We start from the raw sequence: 21,826 nt of genomic DNA, 5'->3' as shown, positions 1-21,826 counted from the left end.
CCCCGCGTTCCTCATACATGCTAGACATCAGAATAAAAACATTGAGTTATAAAAAACCACAGGTAATAAATGGCAAAATACGCAATTGGAGACTTGCAAGGCTGCTTCACTCCACTCATCGGGCTACTCGATCAAGTCAACTTTAACCCAAGCCAAGACCATTTATACTTTGTCGGTGACATCATCGCCAGAGGACCCGATTCACTTGCTTGCCTAGAGTTTCTCTATCAACACTCAGGCTCTATTAGCATTACACTTGGCAATCACGATCTCCACTTTTTAGCATGTCTTGCTTTGGGTGTCGCTCCGAACCCAAAAGATAAATTAGATGCGGTTTTTGCCAGCCCTAAATGCCAAAAATATGCTGACTTATTACGTGCACAGCCGCTGGCTATTTGGCTTGAAACACAGCAAACTTTTATTTCTCATGCAGGTATTCATCCAAGCTGGAATATTACGCAAGCGCTAGAATATGCACGCTTTGCCGAAACCATTTATCAATCAACAAAAGCCCCTGAGTTTTACGCCAATATGTACGGTGCTCACCCAGGACTTGAGCTCAACAAGCTCAGTGAACAAGATAAATTTAAAGCCATTGTTAACGTCTTCACTCGAATGCGCTTTCTAAAACAAAATGGCGAACTGGATCTTAAGAACAAATCTGGCCTAAAAGATGCGGCTGGTCTCACTCCGTGGTTTGAGCTCAGCCAAACACCAGCCGACACTACCCTACTTTTCGGCCACTGGGCTGCTTTGGAAGGCGAAACCAACAAGAAAAATATTATAGCCTTAGACACTGGCTGCGTGTGGGGAGGTCCTATGACGATGATAAATATCGACAGTGGTGAAAAGTACCAGCACAATTAAGCTATTTAACCTGAGGTTTGGATAAGAAATGAGCTAACTCGTTGTTTTTAAAATCACATTAAATTATTTCCTTATCTAGCCAGAGAGTTTTGGGGATAACCAGGCGAATTTACGCACCAATAGCTGGCTATTGGAAGTGAATTCAACGCAGTTAGCGCTAAAACTGGCTGCTAGAAAAGCATTAATTATCCGAAGCTCAGGTTATTTAACTTTCCTAAGTCGAATCTAGGGTAATCACCCACTTTAATTTTTACAAAACTAAGCTACACTCGAAGAAAACGTGAAGCTTATACTTTTTATCCGTTGAGCTGCTATTTTTTGTAATCCGACCTTTTTTACTGAATTTTTTTGTCACATCTGCTATAAAATACTTAACTTATCCGCAATAAATCCGATAAGTATCCGTATTGCTTTGTAAATTTTGTAGGACAGCTATGAATTTGACTGTTAGCCAACGTATTTGGGGTGGTTTTATTACCATCACCTTGTTGCTTCTTCTTATCGGGGGCAATTCTTTATTAAGAATTGCAAACATTGACAACTCAACTCAACAGGTTAATAACCTGTCTTTACCAGCACTCTCTAAAAGCTCTGCGCTGCAAGTAGAGTTTACTTTAATGAGCAAAATGGCTCAGGGAAGTTTTTACGCGCGTTCAGAGACTGAACTGGCGACGCTAAAACAGCAATTTAAAGAGCGCCAGAAGATCTTCGACAAAACCTATTCAGAGCTGCAACAGGTCGTTGCCGCTAATAATAAATTGGCCTCAAGCAGTCGTGATGTTGGCAAAAGTTATGATGCGTTCGTAAAAGCCATGAACAGCTTGGTAAACGAGAAAACAACTGAGCTTTCGTTACGGGACAAATTAAAAGAGCAGTTATCTACTATCGATGTTGCCGCAGAAGATGCGACTATGGTGACGGTTGATATCATTGATTTGGATGGCTTAGAAGATGCTGACAAACGTGCTTTTCAAGCTGCAAATAACTTAGAAAATAACTTTTCTTCTGTTGTGACTAGCGCCAATGATATTGTTACTGTTAAAGACATCAATACACTGGAAATCGTAAGTAGGGATCAAAGCTACCTCGTTGAAGAGCTAGGTCGCAATATTGATTTGATGCGTGGCCCCGTTAGCGCGCTTGATAGTAGTTTGTTTGCTGATCTCGAAGGCTATTACACTAATTTGAAAGATGCAGTTACTGGCAGCAACAGCATCACGGAAAATCAAAAACGCTTGATCAATGCGATAGCCGAGACACGTAAAGAACTAACCAATGCAGAAAAAACCACAAAAGCAGCCCTATCTCAGCTAGATGATTTACTCTCTGAAGCGAGCCAAGTCGCCTTTAACTTACAACAAGGCGTACGTGCCGATGTAGGCACAGCAAACCTATGGACTTGGATTGGTATGATAGTAGCAACGTTAATGGCCGTCGGTGTTGCCTACATTACCGTTAGTCGTATCACAAAACCGCTATCGGAAGTAAATCGAGTCTTAAACATTGTCGCCAGTGGCGATATGACACAGCGCTTAGATGACACAGCAAAAGATGAGTTTGGTGAATTATCTAGAAGCTGTAACACCCTAATCTCTAGCTTACGTGAACTTATCACTGGCATTATTTCTCGTTCGACGCAGCTTGCTGCAGCGTCCGAAGAAACATCGACTATCACTACGGAATCCAGCCAAGCAATTAAGAATCAGCAGGCACAGGTAGAGCAAGCAGCTACCGCTACAACTGAGATGAGTAGCACGTCTCACGGTGTAAGCAACAGCGCACATCAAGCACTACAGGAAATTAAAAATGCTGATAAAGAAGCGGAGCGTGTTAAAGGCATCTCACATGAGAACAAACACACTATTGAGCAACTCGCAAGGGAAGTGGATGAAGCCTCTCGCGTGATTAACAAACTACACCAAGACAGCGCGTCGATAGGCAGTATTTTGGATGTTATCCGTGGCATTGCCGAGCAAACGAATCTCCTTGCACTAAACGCTGCAATCGAAGCTGCGCGTGCGGGTGAACAAGGTCGTGGCTTCGCTGTAGTGGCAGACGAAGTACGCTCGCTTGCAAGTAAAACTCAAGAGTCGACTCAAGAAATTCAAGCAATGATTGAATCCTTACAAGCCGGTGCCGAAGAAGCGGTAGGCGCAATGTCAAAAGGCAAGCAGCAGGCGGAGTCGTGCGTAAATCAGAGCGACCTTGCTAATGAAGCATTAAACTCTATCACTGCAGCCGTTTCTCAGGCCCATGATGTGAGTGAAGAGATTGCAAACGCGGCGAATGAGCAACAGCAGGTGGCACAGGAAATTAGTGAACGTTTGGAATCGATTGTAACAATCGCAGAGCAAACAGCTGAAGGCGCAAGCCAGACCTCAATCTCTAGTTCTGAGGTTGCTAAACTCGCCGAAGAGTTACGCTTATCGGTAGAGCAGTTTAAGGTTTAACTTTCTAACCTGAGCTTTGAGCAGGAAGCAATCTCAAAGCTTTAGGTTTTAGCCAAACCACCTAGCATAAAAAAACCCATGCATCGCATGGGTTTTTTGTTTCTTTTCTTTGATTATGCAAACAATGCGTTTGCCTTCTCAACGATATTTTCTACCGTAAAGCCAAATAGCTTGAATAGCTCATCAGCAGGCGCTGACTCACCAAACGTTGTCATACCAACGATAGCACCATTTAGGCCTACATATTTGTACCAGAAGTCCTCAATACCCGCTTCGATAGCGATGCGACGTGTTACTGAGCTTGGTAGTACGCTTTCTTTATATGCAGGAGATTGCGCATCAAAAATGTCAGTCGAAGGCATAGAAACAACACGTACCTTTTTACCTTCTGCACGAAGCTTATCCGCAGACTCAACCGCAAGTTGCACTTCAGAGCCTGTGGCAATAAGGATGATTTCAGGCTCACCGTCACAAGATAGTACATAACCACCTTGCTTAATTGCTGCAACTTGCTCAGCCGTACGTGGCTGCTGCGCAAGACCTTGACGGGTAAATACAAGTGCAGATGGACCATCAGCGCGTTCAACCGCTTGCTGCCAAGCAACTGCTGACTCAACTTGGTCACATGGACGCCAGCTCGCAAGGTTTGGCGTAGTACGTAAGTTCGCCATTTGTTCTACTGGTTGGTGTGTTGGACCATCTTCACCAAGACCGATTGAATCATGAGTATACACAAAAATACTTCTTTGCTTCATCAATGCAGCCATACGTACCGCATTACGCGCGTATTCCATAAACATTAGGAATGTCGCACCGTAAGGGATAAAGCCTCTGTGCAGTGCAATACCATTCATAATGGCAGACATACCAAACTCACGCACACCGTAGAAGATATAGTTACCCGCGGCATCTTCTGCCGTTAAGCCTTTAGATTGATCCCAAAGTGTTAAGTTAGAACCCGCAAGGTCAGCAGAGCCACCCATAAACTCAGGTAGAATTGGACCAAAAGCATTCAATGCATTTTGTGATGCTTTACGAGTTGCTGGGTTTGCAGGATTCGCTTGAAGCTCTGCAATATACGCTTCTGTTTTCTCAGACCAGTTTGCTGGAAGCTCGCCTTTCATGCGACGCTCAAATTCAGCAGCAAGCTCAGGATAATGCATTTGGTATTCAGTGAACTTAATCAACCAGTCACTTTGTTGATTTTGACCACGTGCTGTTGCGTCCCATTTTGCGTACACATCTTCTGGTACTTCAAATGCGCCGTGTTCCCAACCAAGGAATTCACGTGCTGCTTTGATTTCATCTTCACCTAGCGGTGCGCCGTGACAATCATGACTACCTGACTTGTTTGGTGAACCATAACCGATAACCGTTTTACAACAAATAAGGGTTGGCTTGTCAGACTCTGCTTGCGCCGCTTCGATTGCGGCTTTAATCGCATCGCTATCGTGGCCATCAACACCGGCAATAACATGCCAGCCATAAGACTCAAAACGTTTTGGAGTATCGTCGCTAAACCAACCTTCAACTTCACCGTCGATTGAAATACCGTTGTCATCCCAAAATGCAATCAGTTTGCCAAGACCAAGGGTACCCGCAAGTGAACAAGCTTCGTGTGAGATACCTTCCATCAAACAGCCATCACCTAAAAATGCATAGGTATAGTGATTAACGATGTCGTAATCTTCACGGTTAAACTGTGCAGCCAATGCTTTTTCAGCAATCGCCATACCTACCGCATTAGTAATACCCTGGCCTAATGGGCCTGTAGTCGTTTCAATACCCGGCGCATAACCATATTCTGGATGGCCTGGTGTTTTTGAGTGTAGCTGACGGAAGTTTTTGATGTCATCAATTGATAAGTCATAACCCGACAAATGCAACAATGAATAAATTAACATCGAGCCGTGACCGTTTGATAATACAAAGCGATCTCTGTCGAACCACTCAGGATTACTTGGGTTGTGCTTTAAAAAATCGCGCCAAAGTACTTCTGCGATGTCCGCCATGCCCATAGGGGCTCCAGGGTGGCCAGACTTGGCCTTTTGTACAGCGTCCATGGAAAGAACGCGAATTGCATTAGCAAGTTCTTTGCGAGATGGCATGAATTCTCCTACCTTTAAATGTGTTTCGCGGGGGTTTGAGCCCATTCTTACTTATTTACATGGCTAACTGCAACGGCAAAGGCCATAAAAAAACGGGTACAGACGGACTTTTTCCGACCATTAAAAAAGTTTGCACAATTTTGGACGTCTAGGCGTAAAATAACTAGTCAATGCCTAGGTTTTTTGGTTAGAATACGCCCCTTAATTTTTCGCGCTGTTCCTGATGTTTGTGAAGCGCAATATTTGTGAGCATAAATACAATGGCTAAACATTTATTTACTTCTGAATCTGTTTCTGAGGGTCATCCGGATAAAATCGCCGATCAGATCTCTGATGCGGTTCTAGATGCCATCCTTGAGCAAGATCCAAAAGCACGTGTTGCGTGTGAAACTTACGTTAAAACCGGTATGGTTATGGTTGGTGGTGAAATCACGACTAGCGCTTGGGTTGATATCGAGGAATTAACTCGTAAGACCGTGCGTGAAATTGGTTACACACATTCAGACATGGGCTTTGACGCTGATTCATGTGCAATCCTTAACACCATTGGTAAACAATCACCTGATATCAACCAAGGTGTTGACCGTACTCGTCCAGAAGAGCAAGGTGCTGGTGACCAAGGCCTAATGTTTGGTTACGCGTGTAACGAAACTGACGTACTTATGCCTGCGCCTATCACTTACTCACACCGTCTAGTTCAACGCCAAGCGCAAGTTCGTAAAGACGGCACGCTACCTTGGTTACGTCCAGACGCTAAGTCTCAGGTAACATTCGCGTACGAAAACGGTAAAGCAGTAGGTATCGACGCGGTCGTATTATCTACACAGCACTGTGATTCGGTATCACAAGCTGACCTTGTAGAAGCGGTGATGGAAACTATCATCAAGCCTACACTACCTGCAGAGCTTATCACTGAAGCAACTAAGTTCTTCATCAACCCAACTGGCCGTTTCGTTATCGGTGGTCCTATGGGTGACTGTGGTCTAACTGGTCGTAAAATCATTGTAGATACATACGGCGGTATGGCACGTCACGGTGGTGGTGCATTCTCAGGTAAAGATCCATCAAAAGTTGACCGTTCTGCAGCTTACGCAGCGCGTTACGTTGCAAAGAACATTGTTGCCGCTGGCCTTGCTGACAAGTGTGAGATCCAAGTGTCTTACGCAATCGGTGTTGCTGAGCCTACTTCTATCAGCGTAGAAACTTTCGGTACAGCTAAGCTTGATGAGTCGCGTTTGATCGAACTTATCCGCGAGCACTTCGACTTACGCCCTTACGGTCTAATCACTATGCTAGACCTTGAGCGTCCAATTTATCAGCCTACTGCTGCTTACGGCCACTTTGGTCGTGAAGAGTTCCCTTGGGAAGCAACAGATAAAGCTGACGCACTACGTGCGGCTGCAGGCCTATAATCCCCTGCAGCAAAAAGTAAAAAAGGCGCCAAGTGCGCCTTTTTTAATGCCTGTGGATAATCCCCTATCCGATAAATACTTCATCGACATCATCTTTTAAGTTTTGATACTCATCTTCATGCAAATTAAGCTCAATCATCACCTTATCTTTAAATAGATACCAATCTGCTGCGCTTCTAAAGTGTTTTGCTTCAAAACAGAGGTTTTCAGCCAGTTTAAGTGCCGCAAAGGTTTGCACATGCTGCGCATCTTTTTGCTCTTCAAGATAGCTAACGTCATGGTGGCGCAAAATCATCTGGCATATTTCTTTAGGTAAGTGCCAAGACGTCGCAAGAAAGTAGCCTATCACAGTGTGAGGCACTGGATACTTTTGCTGCTCGTAGTAAATAAGCGTTTGCTCAGGTCGCTCTATAGACTGCTTTATTACCTCAGCGTAGTCAGGATATTTTACGGCCATTGCTGGGATCCCGGCATCATGAAACAGTCCGAGCAGCTGCAAATTCTCCATGGGTAATGACGCCTTCAAATGATGTCCAACCACCATCGCCGCTTTTGAAATATCCGCAGCATTATCCCAAAACTGCTGCAGTGAAATACAGCACTTTGACTGCTCAAACGCATTTTTAAGCAAATACCCAGTCACTAGCTGCGTAATACAGGTAACGCCCAAAAACATCACAGCTTGTTTTATATCTGTGATTGTACGGGCAAGACCATAAGCCGGTGAATTAATTACCTTTAATACCGCTGCAGACGCACCAACATCTGCCGCAATAATATCCGCCACGGTAAATAATTCAGGCTCCGGTTGTGATAGTTCATTTTGTAAGGCTTGTAATATTTCAGGCTTAGCAGGTAAGTTAAATCCGCCGCGCAAATCATTCAGCACTTTATCGTCTATATCGATCATTGGGCTACCTCAGAATTGATACACCCAAGTTTAGTTCATCGCCTGATATTTGCAGTATTGATTGTAATGAAGTGGTACAAAAAAGCGGGATAAAACCCCGCTTAATCTGGTTAGAACCAATATGGTTCGCTATGCATGGAAGATTGTCGACTTTGCTCCATAGCACTTATCAAAAAGTCTGATTTTTGCTTAAGCCATGCCTGCACTTCTTGCAGCTCGTCTGCGTTTTGGCTTTGGCAAAGCTGATATAAGTACGCCAGTGTTTCTAGCTCATAAATACCATAAACGATATCAATCCAAGGCGTTCTAAACGCTTTGCGCGCTTCTTTATCGTAAAGCTTACCCAGACAGTTACCGCTTAGCAGCGTATTTTCTAGCTTTATTCTGACATGTAAATAATCTTTTTCAGAAAGCGATTTATCCTGTGGAAGCAAGTTTTTCAGCTCTTGCCAGTCTTTATCAAATAATTGGCTTGCGATTTCTGTGACCGGTAGCTCTGCTGCACTCAGTGCTTTTTGATCCCAGTTTTTACGCCACGCTCTATCAACCAGCCAGCGAGTAAGTGAAAGGATCAAACGGTTATAGCGGGTGCAATGAAATAAATCTTCAATGTCCGTCGGTGTTGGCTGAACATCTTGCAGATCGGTAATGACCTGCGCCAATTCAGGAAACTGATTAAGTTTCTTATGATAAGCATGGCGCTTTGAGGTGTAGGTTTTTAAATGAATTGCATTTTCGACCCAAGCAAGTTCTGACAACAACCATTTTAATTCGTTACGAATACTCTCAGTCGAGCTTTTATCAACGATGTCATCGAACAACCAAAACGCGTGGCGGATAAGCGAGACTCCATCAATAACACGTTTTAATGTCTTGAGACTTGGTTTATTAAAATAACACTGCTCATGCTTCTGGACGAACTGAATACCATAACTGACTGTCGCAATTAGCGCTTGTTCTTGCGTTACCTGAGATTTGAGCGGTACAAACCCTATAAACTTATTTGGTTTTAGAGGCTTATCATCGGCAATTCGATACCCTCTGGCGGCCTTTGAGTAAAGTCCCAAACGCATACCAGCTTGTTTAATTAGGTGATCGGCTAATAAGAAAAGATCTTCTTTGTTTCCCTCAATCAGCTCTATTTCAAGCTCATTGATTGGCTCCATCTTCCCTTGGGCTGCTATTTCCCCTTTATCCAACACGACTTCGATTTTGGTTCCTGAATCCGTTTCGATTAACCAAGTTCGACGAATGAAATTTGTACTGAAGATCGGGAATATGTTTTCTGCGATAGACTCAAGTTGCATGCCGTGAGGCCAAATATTCGCGTCAAACGCTAACAAGTCAGGACGTCCTGATTGAATAGGTAAATTGTACTCAGGTCGTTGATGTAACCCTCCTACAACTTCTCCCGCAAGCTTAATCGTTTGCTCGCATTCATCATTGCAACAACGCGTTCTTAGACCGATATCTAGCGCACGCAATTCACGATTTGGCGTGTCAAAGTAGGCGTTAGTTAAGTTTTTAGCAGGCTTGTTAGTGACCGTTTTTGCAAACTGTGTGATGAGTGCAGGGATCAGCGGAACTTCATTATCTGAAACCAAAAATTTCAGTTCTATTTCAGTGTCCATTAGGGCAGTGTTTTACCTATTTGTCTAAGGGAGGATCAAAATATACAAAGGAGGCTAAGTTTGCAATCTTTTTATCCGATGAGAAGTGCACCAAATATGCGCCAAATCAATAGATAGTCGGGCTAATTTCGCTGAACGTCAACGGATTAATAACACCGAATCATTGCATTAAATGCTGCAATTTTCATTATGTAATCAATTATTTCGCGCCATTCAAAATAAACAAAGCCTTGCTATTAGGCCGCGAAATCCCTACTATTTTGTAAACTTTACGACCCAAAGAATAAAAGGCCCACGCATGTTCAACTTTAAGCAATTTATCATTGCGAGCCTGCTCTTCACCAGCTTTATAAGCTTTGCCGAAGAGCCAGACGAAAATAGCACAGTAAACGCGGCAACACCAAACGGCTATATTAGTGACAATCTTTTTATTTTCATGCATACAGGTCCAAGTAAAAATTATCGAATTTTAGGTTCTGTTGATGCTGGTACGCCAATCACTATTTTGAGTGGCGCTAATGACGAGTTTGTCCAAATTAAAGACGACAAAGCAAGAGAAGGTTGGGTAGAAAGTAAATTTGTCACCACGGAGCCAGGTTTAAAGCAACAATTAGAGGCGGTTAACCAAACCTTAGTGGAAACCCAAGAGGCGCTGAACGACGCCCAGCAGCAGCTTCCAATGCTGCAGCAAAACAATACCAATTTGCTAGCTGAAAATGCTTCACTTCAAGACACTATTGCAGGGCTTGAAAAGCAGCTGCAAGATGAGCGTTTAGCACAGCAGCAAAAAGTCCAAAAAGAGCAACACCAGTTGCTCACTTACGGTGGCATCATCGGGATCAGTGGCATTATTATCGGTGTGATCCTGACGCTATTTTTATCTCGTAGAAAGCGTTACGACGGCTGGTAATTGGTTATATACCTATTGAGGTTAGATAACTTCGTCACTGACGGTTCATCTAAACTCTCTTGTCAAAAATAAATAAAGGCCGGAAAATTCGGCCTTTATTTATTCCATCTAAAACGTATTAGGCTGAACTCTTCGCATTAATATTAACCCAAATGCCAGACTCAGTAACTCCTTGCACTTTGACCTTATCGACTTCGAATACAGGTTCTTTCCCTTTTGCTCTTTGCAGATGATAATCGGCCGTAACCGCCAAGATAGTGGGTGTAAGGCGCACGATGGCAATAACATTCACCACCGTCATTAAACCCAATGCGATGTCGGCAAGATCCCATACCTGTTTTAGCGTTGCCGAAGCGCCCCACAACATCATAGACAAGTAGCATGCGGTATAAATTGAACGGCCAACTTTATTGTCCAGATGGAATAAGTGTAAGTTACTTTCAGCATAGGCGTAATTAGCCACTACAGAGGTGAAAGCAAACAAAGTGATCGCCGCCGCGACAAAGTACACGCCCCCAGTTGCTAAATGCGCGGTCATCGCAGATTGCGTCAGCCGTATGCCTTCCATCTCACTGCCAATATCTATATCTGCCAATAGAATTATGACAGCAGTACAACTACACAACACGATGGTATCAAAGAATACGCCTAGCATTTGGATATAACCTTGGGTCACGGGGTGATTGGGAATTGGCGACGCACTTGCCGATGCGTGCGGCACACTACCCGCTCCCGCCTCGTTAGAATAGAGCCCACGCTGAATACCATTTTTGATAGCTGCGCCAAGTGCGCCAGCGCCCGCTTCTTGCAAACCAAAAGCTGAAAGCAAAATATCTTTGATCATGGCAGGGACTTGCGAGTAATTCATCACGGTAATAATAATGGCCGCAAGGACAAAGACTAATCCCATTACTGGCACTACCTTTTCAGCAAATCGCGCAATCGCTTTGAAGCCACCAAGAATAATAGAGCCGGCAAGGACTGTGATCACAATACCTGAATATAAGGTTGGAATATCAAACGCATTATTGAGCGCATCGGTGATGGTATTGGTTTGCATCGCGCTAAAGGTAAATCCATATCCCAAAAACAAGCAAAAGGCGAAGCATACTGCAAACGCCCGACTTCCCAATCCCATGTGAATATAATAAGCAGGACCACCTCTAAACTCACCTTGGCTATCTCGCACTTTATAGACTTGCCCAAGTACACTTTCGGCAAAGCCTGTTGCCATCCCCAAAATGGCTATCATCCACATCCAAAATATCGCACCACTGCCACCAAGAGAAATAGCAACCGCAACACCTGCAAGGTTACCGGTTCCAACTCGAGCTGATAGCCCCGTGCATAACGCTTGAAAAGAACTGATGGTATTGTCATCACCCTGGCTGCTGCCCCGTAACAGGCTAAACATATGGCGAAACTTTACAATTTGTATCCCTCGCAAAAGAATAGTGAACCAAAACCCTGCAAATAGCAGGATATAAATAAGTATCTGGCCTTCTCCCCATAAAAGCCCATTGATACTCTTAACTGCACTTTCAAACATAGGCGATTCCTGTTTTATTATTATTTGCCGTTTATCTAGGGCCTGTTGACCTTCTTGACGGATAAACAGGCCCTAGTATTATTTAACGGTTATTTAAATGGACTCCAGCAATCATACAACGCACTGAGCCACCTGCGGCTTCAATTGTCGGTATATCAATAGCAACTAGCTTAGCTGACTTTTCAATGACAGCAATTTGCTCAGGCAACAACGCCTGATAAGCCGTTGTGGAAAGCGCAAGTATGTGTCCCATGCTTCCTTGTAGCTCAATCGCGTTGCCGCAAAAATGTTGGATCTGCTGATAAGATAGCGCAATCAGGGTGTGGCCGCTTTGCGTAAAACGGTTAATAAGCTGTGCCCGCTGATATTCTGGCACCATATCTAGGCATATCATGGCGAAATCGGTGGCGACACACATTAAGACATTAGTGTGATAAACAGGCACTTCATTCTTATCATAGGCATTAAATATCTCTGCCTGTAGTCCCAACTGCTCGCAAACTTGATTAACTAACACGGCGTTAGTGCGCTTGGATTCTACCGCATAGGCCACTTGTGCTTGATGATCGATAACCATAGAGCCGGTGCCTTCAAGGAATATTTCTTCAGCAGTTAGGTGACTATAATCATTGATGTTTGTCACCTGATAGTGAGCACTCAGAAAATCGATAATATCGCGACGGATCTCCAATCGTCGATTCAAGGCGTACATAGGGTAAATCGTCAACTGACCATCGCTATGGGTCGAAAACCAGTTATTTGGAAAGACCGAGTCTGGCGTGTCTGTGGAGGTATCTTCAAATAAGTGTACTTTCACGCCAGCCAATTCTAACGCTTGCACGGCGTTGCTGACCTCAACATAGGCTCTGTTGTTAGGGTTGTTTTCACTGCATGCTTGCTGAAAGGCGTTATCTTGCATGGTTTGCGGGTTCGAAGTGAAATGGTGTGGGCGGATCATCACCACCGCTCGTGGTGCTTGAAATATCGTTGTCATACTGCACTCATTATTTGATTTGGGCGTTGTCTTACACAATATCAGTGTAACCACACCATAAGACGATTTAAATGCCAAAATCTTATACAATTAGTGCAACTTTCTATCACTTTGCTAAGTTGAATTATACAAATAGACTAATCATGACAAAAACCACAAAGCTGTACTATGACTCCTTACTTATATGATGCGCTTGACAAAGCCTTGATTGCTGAATTGCGCAAAGATGGCCGAGCAGCCATTTCAACTTTAGCCACTACGCTCGATGTGTCTCGCGGAACCGTACAAAACCGTTTAGATAGACTCATTTCCAGTGGTGCAATTCTAGGCTTTACAGTGCGGGTTCATGAATATATCGAGTCCGATCTGGTGCGCGCTATCATGATGATAGAAGTGATCGGTAAATCCACTACTCAAGTGATCAATGCACTGCGTGGGATCCCCGAACTCAGTAAAATTCATACCACGAACGGGGCATGGGATTTAATCGCTGAAGTGCAAGCTGCTAACCTCAGTAAATTCGATGGTGTACTGAGGCAAGTTCGAGAGATTGATGGCATTTTAAATAGTGAAACCAGTATTTTGCTATCGAGTACGTAAAACTCGATAGCGTTGTTTATCTAGATTAGGGTGATGAGTCGACAGTCCGAAATAAACTAAATCAGCCATGACACATTTCAACACTTAACCTAATTTACTGCTAAATTATATTGTCCCCTTCTTCTGGGCTTCGAGCGCGATCTGCTTGTTCTCTGATCTCATCCGCATCGCTACTCACATCGTCAATATCCGCATCTACTGCACTTGTAGTGGTTTTATTCTTTTGTTTCACAGGCGCTCTGCTACTCGAATTACTGGTCGCTTCTTTGTTTACTCCTTGTGTTTCAGTATTCGCAGCTATGATTATCCGCTCTCTAGCATCATCAGGCATGCTTATACCGTGTTCTGTAAAGCAATTAACGGTTTCTCGCATGAGTTGAGACGCCACTTTGATCGGGCTATGTTGTTCGCTATTGACCCAAAAATAAATGGTAAGATTGATAGTCGCGGAGCCTAAGGCTTCAAGTAGAACCTGAGGTGGCGGGTCGTTTAAAACCGCACTTTGCTCTTTAAGTAAGTCAATTGCAATTTGCTGCGTCAGGCGAATATCGTTGTCATAGCCAATACCAATCTTAAAGTGTCCACGTGTTTTGGGGTTGGCAGTAAAGTTTTTAATTACATTCTTGTAGACGGTAGCATTGGGTATTTGAATGTGATTACCATCGTAATCAACTAAGGTGGTTGCGCGGGCGGTGACTTTTTTAACGATCCCCAAACGGTTATCCACTTCAATAACGTCATCAATTCTAAACGGGCGTTGGACACTAATTAGCATACTCGAAATAAAGTTCTCGGCGATATCACGAAACGCAAACCCAAGAATAAGACCGACAAGCCCAGTACCACTCATTACTGCGACGGCAAACTCACTCAACCCAGCCAAGCGCAAAAAGATATAAATACCAAAAAATATGACTAACACACTGATAAAACGGCGAGTGACGAGATGTAATAATCGACTTTTACTGACATAACCTATGGGCTTAATCAAAAGATAAGAGATTGGCCGTGCTAAATAATAACAAAGCACAATAACCACAATTCCCAACGCCAAAGCAGGTAATAATTGCCATGCGGTTTGTAAAAAGTGCACAACCTGTGCGCTTAAACTTAGCGTATCTGATGTGCTCACGGCCTCAGTCACTTCGCGAGAAGCTGCCGCCTGAATCATATTAGTCATTTGATTTTTAATAAGATTATTGATTTCCATATTGCACTCTTTGGGTTTTTATTCATAAGGTCACGAGTTGACTAGTAGCAAATATAACGCCAAACGAGATTGGCAGACCTTTTGCTGTATATCACTTTAGATCAACAGGCCCAGAATTGATTTAGGAAAGACCAATGGCAGCTCATAAACATGGCTTTAATGCAGACAGGCCAAGCGATATTCCAGCACTCGGTTGGTGGGATGTCAGTAAACGGCTATACCACAGCTTATCCCAAGATAATTTATCTCTGGTTGCCGCTGGAGTGGCATTTTATGCCCTGCTGGCAATATTTCCTGCGTTAGCGGCCGTTGTTTCTATCTATGCCTATTTTTCTTCTCCTGCAGAAATGGTTGACCAGCTACTGCCGCTTATTGAACTCTTACCACCATCCAGTCAAGAAATTATGTTGCAACAACTCAAAGCGCTCACTCAAAAATCGCAGGCAAGCCTAAGTTTAGGTGCTATTTTTACCCTCTTTTTAACAATATGGAGTAGCAGTAAAGGCTGCCAAGCGTTGATCACAGCCTGCAACATTACGTATCATGAGCATAATAAAAGGCAGTTTTTACAAGCGCTAGTGGTACGCTTTTTGTTTTCTGTGGGGGCGATTTTCGTCGCGATTGTGGCGTTGTCTATTATCGGAATTTTACCGATTGTGCTTAACATCGTAGGATTTACCACAGCACTGGACTCTGTAATACAGCTAATTACTTGGTCTATTTTAGCGGTACTATTTCACTTTTCCTTAGCGTTTGTTTATCGTTATGCGCCACATCGCAGAGCCGCAAAATGGCGCTGGATAACACTCGGCTCGTTTACTGCAACCGGTTTATGGATCCTGGCGTCATTGGGATTTTCATATTATGTCGCGCAGTTCGCTTCTTACAATGAAACTTATGGTTCATTGGGAGGCGTCGTCATTATGATGATGTGGTTATATTTGAGCGCATATATCATTATTTTTGGTGCTGCATTAAATGCCAGTGCTGAGCTACAAACTTTAAAAGATAGTACCGTTGGGCCAGCAAAAACCAGAGGACAACGAGGCGCATTTGTGGCTGATAATTTGACGACAAGACAACGTAAAGAAAAGGAGCCTCATTGATAATAGCATCAATATCAATAGCTCACTTTCACGATTTAAATTTTGCTTAGATTACTCAGCAGCAAGTTGAGCGTCGCGACCAAAATACACTTATGAGAACATAAACCAAATAGCGAAAAGGTCAACAAGCCCTAATTCAACAAATTAAAATTAGAGAGGCTATTTATTTTTGCTTGATTAAAGTGCTCCCATGGTCCCACAATCGCCAATGTTGTCGTTGGTGAGTACACATTAACAAATAAAGTCTTGCCGTCTGGTGAAAAACAAGCGCCGGCGAGCTCAGTTTGCTTAGCTAGCCGCGCAAAATTATAGAGTTCTCCCTCTGGTGTTACACCTCTTAGGTAGTTATTTACAACATCGGAATACTGATCCTCACAAACAATTAAATGTCCTTGTGGCGACACGGTAAGATTGTCACCAAAGTTATAGAGAGACTGGCTAGTGCTTTCGACAAATAAAGACAACTTTCCTGGATTGAGGCGTTCTTTTTCTGTTCCCTCAAACTCAGATGGCTGATACTTCATGATTTGCCCTAGCTGCTTTTTTCCGCCATTGGTACAGCAAAAGTACAGCTCTTTTTCACCCCAATGGATCCCTTCACCTCGAGCAAATAGCGCAGCTCCACTTCGATAAGCACGGATCCGTAAATCGTCTTTAGCACTTTGTGGGTCGTCCAAATCTATCCACTCAACAGTAAACTCCTGATGAAGTGGCATCGCTTTTTTATTCCAATTTCGACTATCAAATTGCGGGCTTTCTTTCACTACCATCGCTTGTAATTTCCCTCCTTTGTGGAGCTTTGCCTTTTCGTTTGGAATAAAGCGGTAAAAAACGCTGTCTCCCCTGTCTTCCGTGAGATAAACAATACCTGTTTTGGGATCAACAGCAGCGGCTTCATGATTAAACCGCCCCATTGCTTTTAGAGGTTGTGGCTTAATTAAACCCTTTGCAGTCGCTGGTACTTCAAAAATATATCCGTGATCTTGTGTAAAACCATCATTTTTAGTTGCAGTTGTTTCTTCACAAGTAAGCCAACTCCCCCAAGGCGTTATTCCACCAGAACAGTTACGAATAGTGCCAACCAAGGATAAATATTCTTGTTCTTTTTGGCGTGTTTTTAGGTTATACACAATATGACTTGTGCCACCAGGAAGCGCGATGCCTGAGCCATTTGTATCAAAAGCAAGCTCACTTTTATGGTGACGAATACTGTCCTCGGCTTTTGCTAAATCTGTTGGTTTCAATTCATGATTGCGGATCAATGCAACCCGTTCTTCATCTAAAGCAATACAACCCATACCATCGGCTTTGTCAGGTACAGTAAAACCATCGGACATTTTATCTCCAAGGCTTGATACTATTTGATAACTGAAACCTTGGGGCAAATCGAGTAAACCATTGGGGTCGGTGATCAACGGTCCATACCCAGCTATCATTGTGTTAAAGTCTAATAGTGACACTCTGCCAAATGCGCTTTTAGAAAGGCCGATAAATGCGAGGGTGCCAGCCCCCCTTAAAAACCCTCGACGTGAAACCATAATTTCTCCTGCTGATCGTAGTCGTGTCAGTAATAATCTCGTGCTACATATAGATAAGATTTATGTTGTTGTAAAACTCAGTTACTTGTGTACCTGTGTGGCTTTAACTAACAGGTACACAATGGTTTAACCTGCTAAAACTAAAAATAGCCGCGAATACCAAGCGCGAAACTGCGTCCCGGACGAGGGCCTATATCTTTTAAGAATGAACTATGTACTCGTGCTTCTGTATCCGCCAGATTGCTCCCTCTAAGATAAATAGAGAGATCTTGATTTAACACAGAAAGATCATAAGAGATGCTAGCATCAACTAAGGTATATCCGTCGGTCGCGGTTTCTTCTGGTGCAATCCGGTCCTGCTCTTGATATCGAGTAATGTGGATATGTGCACTGAGATTATCCGTCTGATAGCTTAACTGCGACCCAAAGCGCAGAGGTGGTGTACGAGGTAAATCGCCGCCTTCTTCTAATCTGGCGCGCACAAAGTCAGAGAAAACATCAACTTTCAACTCGTCGGTCAATTGCCAAGCAACTTGCGCTTCAAAACCGTGCAAAACCACATCATCTGTCTTGAATAAATAAATAGGTAATTCGGAAGCATGATCGTGCTCATGTTCATGATTGTGGTCGTGACTATCGCCGCTCTCGGCGTACAACCCAGTTTCTATTTGATAGTAGTAGTTATCTACTTGGTTGTAAAAAGCATTAAAAATAAAGCCTATATCGCCTTGGGTTTTTCGCAGTGTAATATCAATATTGTGCGACTTTTCTAGCGCTATGCCTTGCTCATCGAGTCCAAAATGACCGTGCTCATCCATTTTGAACAACGCTCCTACCTCGTAAGTGCCAGTTCCTATGTGAGGACCAAAGGAAAATAACTCCGATGAAGAAGGAGCTCGTTCAGAGTGTGAAACAGATAACCCAAGGTTATAATTTTGCGCAAAGTCCCATACAAGACCCGAAGATAAACTGACAGGGGTAAACTGATGCTCAACCGCATATACCTTTGTTGCTTCTGAATCGTGACCGATGTGGTCATGCATTTCAGTATCGTGCGAGTGGGCATCAATACTCGGTAAAGGCACATTACTTGCAGTGATCTCCACTTGCTCAATACGACCACCTAACTGCACTAAAAAATCACCAAACCGCCTTTCCTCCATTACCCCTATCGCAAGTGTTTGGGTATCAGATGGCGGCGTAAACGCCTCACTACCTTGAGCCTCAACATCACTATGTTTGTAATGTAAGCTTACGCCACCAGTCCAAGCGGACAGAGGCTGATGTAGTAAATCAACTTTTAACTCATTGGTATCATTCTTAAATGTTGTTCCAACCATGCCGTGCTCAACTTCAGCATGTTCATACTCTGTAAAACCAGCACGCACATTCACTTTATCAAGCCAACCTTTGTTAAACTTGTACTCGCTTAATAGTTGCACTTTTGTTTGTGCTAAGTCCGCAAAAACCTGCTCTTCAGCCTCATGATGTGCTTCTTCATCGCCATGCGTATGTCCCGGAATGCCGTATTTGCGGTTAAATTTCTCAACAGCCACACCGACATAACCTTGGTCAAATAAGTAACTTGAGCCAACCGTAAAACCATCAGACTCTTCAGCACTATTTGCTACTTTATAGTGATGTTCACCACTGTTATTCCTTTCACTATGCTCATGAATTTCAGCAGGAACAGGTACTTCGTAATCATTAGATTCTCGCCAGAATGCATCAACATATAAAGCCACAGAACCAATACCCGATGTCGCATTAAACGAGGCTGTATTTTGGTCATCAACAGAGTTACTTTCCAGATTCCATTCTCCGCGAGTTGCATTATCGGTTGGAACTCTTGTATCGACGACGTTAACCACTCCCCCAATCGCACCACTACCATAAAAAAGAGTTGCAGGTCCCCGCAACACCTCGATTTGTTGAGCCGTTGAGGCTTCGGAGGCGACTGAGTGATCAGGACCAACTCTAGATACATCGCTGACATCTAATCCATTTTGCGTCACCAACACTCGCGGGCCACTCAAACCTCGAATAATTGGTGTACTCGCTACTTTGGCGTGGAAATTTGTGTTGACGCCAGGCAATTTTTCTAAACTATCCCCTAGTGTAGCAGTTTGCTGTCTACGCAATGTTTCACCTGCCAAAACACTAACTGGAACCGCAGATTCCATCGCCGACATATGTACAGGGGTAGCAACAATATCTATAACTTCTATTGGAGAACGATTTAACATTAGCATTGCGTTTTTAACGCCACCTTGATCCAGAGTGAGCGCCTTATGCAGATGAGCAAAACCAGGCGCTCTTACATGGATTTGTCTATTTCCAAGCCCAACGCCCGAAATTTGAAAATGACCATTGTTATCTGTGAGTACGCGAATATCAGTTCCTTCGACCTCAATTGATGCATTTGCAATCCCTTTACCAGCTTTATTGACGACTGTACCTTCTATAGACTTTGCTACAAGACTTGGTGGTAACAGTGCAGCAACGAGCAAGGATATTGTTGATAGTTTAGACATAACGACTCCAATAAATGTTATATTGTATCAATTATGCTTGATATGTTATATTGTATCAATATCTAGGTGGATTATGTCGTCATTGCCGTGAACAAAACTCAACGAAACTTTATTCTCAAACAGGCTCAAGCAAAATGCCAATCGTTAGGGCTGCGTTTAACTGAAAAACGACAGGGCGTGCTAGAAATATTATTGCAAACAGTCGAGCCGCTATCAGCTTATGAACTTACTGACAAATACAATAAAAGCACCAACTCTCCTATTCTAGCAATGTCCGTGTACCGCATTCTTGAATTCTTAGAGTCAGTCAATCTGGCACACCGGATCCATTCTGCAAATAAATATATAGCCTGTAAGAGTCTAGATGGTGCGTGCCATCACCATCTATCCGTGATCTTGGTCTGCAAATCCTGCCATCAAATAGAAGAAATAGATTCTGTTCAAGAGGCTGCCAAGCATCTATTTAAAGCGGTAGAAAGCACTGGATTTTCAGCTGCAAATGCACGCTTAGAGTTGCCTGGCTTATGTAACCTTTGCAAAGCCAAACTTGACAAATAGGTCCCTATAATATGAAAAACACACTGATAAAAAATGCAATTGTGGTCAACGAGAATCAATCACAAGTATGTGATGTACTTATCGTTGAAAACAGAATAAATAAAATTGCAAGCTCAATAACTGCGCAGCCAAATGACTATATTGTGGATGCGACAGGTTATTTTCTACTCCCTGGAATGATAGACGACCAAGTGCATTTCCGTGAGCCCGGCTTAACACAGAAGGGTAATATAGCCTCAGAATCCAGAGCTGCTGTGGCAGGTGGTATCACCAGCTATATGGAAATGCCAAACGTAAGCCCTGCGACTACAACCATTGAAGCCCTTGAACAGAAATACGCGATTGCGTCTAGAAGCTCGCTGGCAAACTATGGTTTCTACTTAGGGGCAACCGAAGATAATTTAGAACAAATAAAACGTTTAGATGCGAAGAAGTACTGCGGTGTTAAAGTTTTTATGGGGGCATCAACAGGCGATCTACTCGTTGAGCATCCACAAGCACTCGACGCAATTTTCAGAGAAAGTCCAACCCTAATTGTCACCCATTGTGAAGATGGAAGAGTGATTGAAAAGAACTTATCCATGTGCATAGGACGCAGTGGCAGTTTAACAATTCAAGATCACCCCATCATTCGTGACGCCGAAGCGTGTTATTCATCCTCTTCGTACGCTGTATCTTTAGCGAAAAAATATCGTAGCGATTTACATGTACTGCATATCACAACAGAAAAAGAATTGAGCTTATTCCCTTCAGGCGATATTCGCGACAAACATATTACTGCAGAGGCATGTGTGCATCATTTGTGGTTCAGTCAAGAAGATTACGCACTGCAGGGTAACCTAATAAAATGCAACCCAGCGATTAAAGCGAAAAGCGATCGTGATGCTTTGTTAGCAGCAGTGCGAAATAATCAAATAGATATTATTGCTACTGATCACGCGCCTCATACTTGGCAAGAAAAGCAACTCCCCTACCAGCAAGCACCTGCGGGTTTGCCTTTAGTTGAACATGCATTATTAAGCTTGCTCGACCATGTGCATCATCAGCGTTTATCTATAGAGCAGCTCGTTGAGAAAGTTGCACATAATCCAGCGTTAAGGTATCACATTGTAGATAGAGGCTTTATTCGCGAAGGATACTATGCTGACTTAGTGCTCGTGAACCCTCATCACGAAACACCCACTTGCCATCAGAAAACACACTATCACTGTGGCTGGACCCCATTCGACGGTCACCGTTTTTCAGCAAAAGTTTTAAAAACTTGGGTGAATGGCAGTCTCGTTTATGACGGCCAACAACCGCTTAATACACCCACAGCCGCTATGCCACTAATTTTTAATCGCTAGGGCATGTTTACCTTTCAAGTTTGTTTTTGCAGCAGTTTGATTGGTATTTGTACAAGGCAGAGCCTGCGTAGCATAGTTATTCTATGTGAGTCAGGCGAGAACA

Annotated in this window: 16 protein-coding genes; 8 read left to right on the top strand and 8 right to left on the bottom strand. The window is 43.4% G+C overall.

Going from position 1 to position 21,826, the window contains the following annotated elements; genetic code table 11:
• Positions 1-69: 69 nt before the first annotated feature.
• Both MHN32_RS05530 and MHN32_RS05525 read left to right on the top strand, forming a co-directional pair.
• Entirely contained in the window at positions 70-867 is a 798-nt protein-coding gene (locus tag MHN32_RS05530) for a symmetrical bis(5'-nucleosyl)-tetraphosphatase (protein ID WP_239421144.1), read from the top strand.
• 434 nt (positions 868-1,301) lie between these two features.
• Positions 1,302-3,317, top strand: a complete 2,016-nt coding sequence (locus tag MHN32_RS05525) for a methyl-accepting chemotaxis protein (RefSeq protein ID WP_239421143.1) — start codon at positions 1,302-1,304, stop codon at positions 3,315-3,317.
• A 113-nt stretch (positions 3,318-3,430) separates the two neighbouring features.
• On the opposite strand, the gene tkt is transcribed toward MHN32_RS05525, so the two are convergent.
• Positions 3,431-5,425: a transketolase gene (tkt, locus tag MHN32_RS05520; RefSeq protein ID WP_239421142.1), complete on the bottom strand. Its 1,995-nt coding sequence runs from the start codon at positions 5,423-5,425 to the stop codon at positions 3,431-3,433.
• A gap of 260 nt (positions 5,426-5,685) precedes the next feature.
• Here tkt and metK point away from each other — a divergent pair, with 260 nt between their 5' ends.
• Positions 5,686-6,837 carry a methionine adenosyltransferase gene (gene metK, locus MHN32_RS05515; RefSeq protein WP_010606001.1) on the top strand — a complete coding sequence of 384 codons (1,152 nt, stop codon included), beginning with the start codon at positions 5,686-5,688 and terminating at the stop codon, positions 6,835-6,837.
• A 64-nt stretch (positions 6,838-6,901) separates the two neighbouring features.
• On the opposite strand, the gene MHN32_RS05510 is transcribed toward metK, so the two are convergent.
• Both MHN32_RS05510 and MHN32_RS05505 read right to left on the bottom strand, forming a co-directional pair.
• A complete protein-coding gene (locus MHN32_RS05510) occupies positions 6,902-7,747 on the bottom strand; it encodes an HDOD domain-containing protein (protein WP_239421141.1) in 846 nt (281 codons plus the stop codon).
• 110 nt (positions 7,748-7,857) lie between these two features.
• Positions 7,858-9,378, bottom strand: a complete 1,521-nt coding sequence (locus MHN32_RS05505; RefSeq protein WP_010605999.1) for a CYTH domain-containing protein — start codon at positions 9,376-9,378, stop codon at positions 7,858-7,860.
• Positions 9,379-9,676: 298 nt separating this feature from the next.
• On the opposite strand from MHN32_RS05505, the gene MHN32_RS05500 reads away from it, so the two are divergent.
• Positions 9,677-10,288 (top strand): TIGR04211 family SH3 domain-containing protein, encoded by a 612-nt coding sequence (locus MHN32_RS05500; RefSeq protein ID WP_239421140.1) that lies wholly within the window; start codon positions 9,677-9,679, stop codon positions 10,286-10,288.
• A gap of 118 nt (positions 10,289-10,406) precedes the next feature.
• On the opposite strand, the gene MHN32_RS05495 is transcribed toward MHN32_RS05500, so the two are convergent.
• Together MHN32_RS05495 and MHN32_RS05490 are read right to left on the bottom strand one after the other, a co-directional pair.
• Entirely contained in the window at positions 10,407-11,837 is a 1,431-nt protein-coding gene (locus MHN32_RS05495; RefSeq protein WP_239421139.1) for an alanine/glycine:cation symporter family protein, read from the bottom strand.
• An 82-nt stretch (positions 11,838-11,919) separates the two neighbouring features.
• Entirely contained in the window at positions 11,920-12,831 is a 912-nt protein-coding gene (locus tag MHN32_RS05490; protein WP_239421138.1) for an arginine deiminase-related protein, read from the bottom strand.
• Between the two features lie 168 nt (positions 12,832-12,999).
• Between MHN32_RS05490 and MHN32_RS05485 the strand changes: the two genes are divergently transcribed.
• Complete coding sequence (locus tag MHN32_RS05485; RefSeq protein ID WP_239421137.1) at positions 13,000-13,431, top strand: Lrp/AsnC family transcriptional regulator; 432 nt, start codon at positions 13,000-13,002, stop codon at positions 13,429-13,431.
• Positions 13,432-13,531: 100 nt separating this feature from the next.
• Here the strand turns inward: MHN32_RS05485 and MHN32_RS05480 are convergent, their stop codons facing one another.
• Positions 13,532-14,641, bottom strand: coding sequence for a mechanosensitive ion channel family protein (locus tag MHN32_RS05480; RefSeq protein ID WP_239421136.1), 1,110 nt, complete (start codon positions 14,639-14,641; stop codon positions 13,532-13,534).
• Between the two features lie 134 nt (positions 14,642-14,775).
• On the opposite strand from MHN32_RS05480, the gene MHN32_RS05475 reads away from it, so the two are divergent.
• Entirely contained in the window at positions 14,776-15,747 is a 972-nt protein-coding gene (locus MHN32_RS05475) for a YihY/virulence factor BrkB family protein (protein WP_239421135.1), read from the top strand.
• A 131-nt stretch (positions 15,748-15,878) separates the two neighbouring features.
• Here MHN32_RS05475 and MHN32_RS05470 read toward each other — a convergent pair whose 3' ends face one another.
• A complete protein-coding gene (locus tag MHN32_RS05470; RefSeq protein WP_174169773.1) occupies positions 15,879-17,285 on the bottom strand; it encodes an alkaline phosphatase PhoX in 1,407 nt (468 codons plus the stop codon).
• Between the two features lie 140 nt (positions 17,286-17,425).
• Positions 17,426-19,819 (bottom strand): TonB-dependent receptor, encoded by a 2,394-nt coding sequence (locus tag MHN32_RS05465; protein WP_239421134.1) that lies wholly within the window; start codon positions 19,817-19,819, stop codon positions 17,426-17,428.
• A gap of 66 nt (positions 19,820-19,885) precedes the next feature.
• Here MHN32_RS05465 and MHN32_RS05460 point away from each other — a divergent pair, with 66 nt between their 5' ends.
• Together MHN32_RS05460 and MHN32_RS05455 are read left to right on the top strand one after the other, a co-directional pair.
• On the top strand, positions 19,886-20,377 hold the full coding sequence (locus tag MHN32_RS05460) for a Fur family transcriptional regulator (protein WP_138580943.1): 492 nt from the start codon (positions 19,886-19,888) through the stop codon (positions 20,375-20,377).
• A gap of 11 nt (positions 20,378-20,388) precedes the next feature.
• A complete protein-coding gene (locus MHN32_RS05455; protein WP_010605989.1) occupies positions 20,389-21,723 on the top strand; it encodes a dihydroorotase in 1,335 nt (444 codons plus the stop codon).
• Positions 21,724-21,826: the final 103 nt, after the last annotated feature.

Origin of the sequence: Pseudoalteromonas sp. Of11M-6, from assembly GCF_022347905.1 — a bacterium.
GTDB lineage: Bacteria > Pseudomonadota > Gammaproteobacteria > Enterobacterales > Alteromonadaceae > Pseudoalteromonas.
This window is presented reverse-complemented; position numbering and strand designations above follow the sequence as displayed.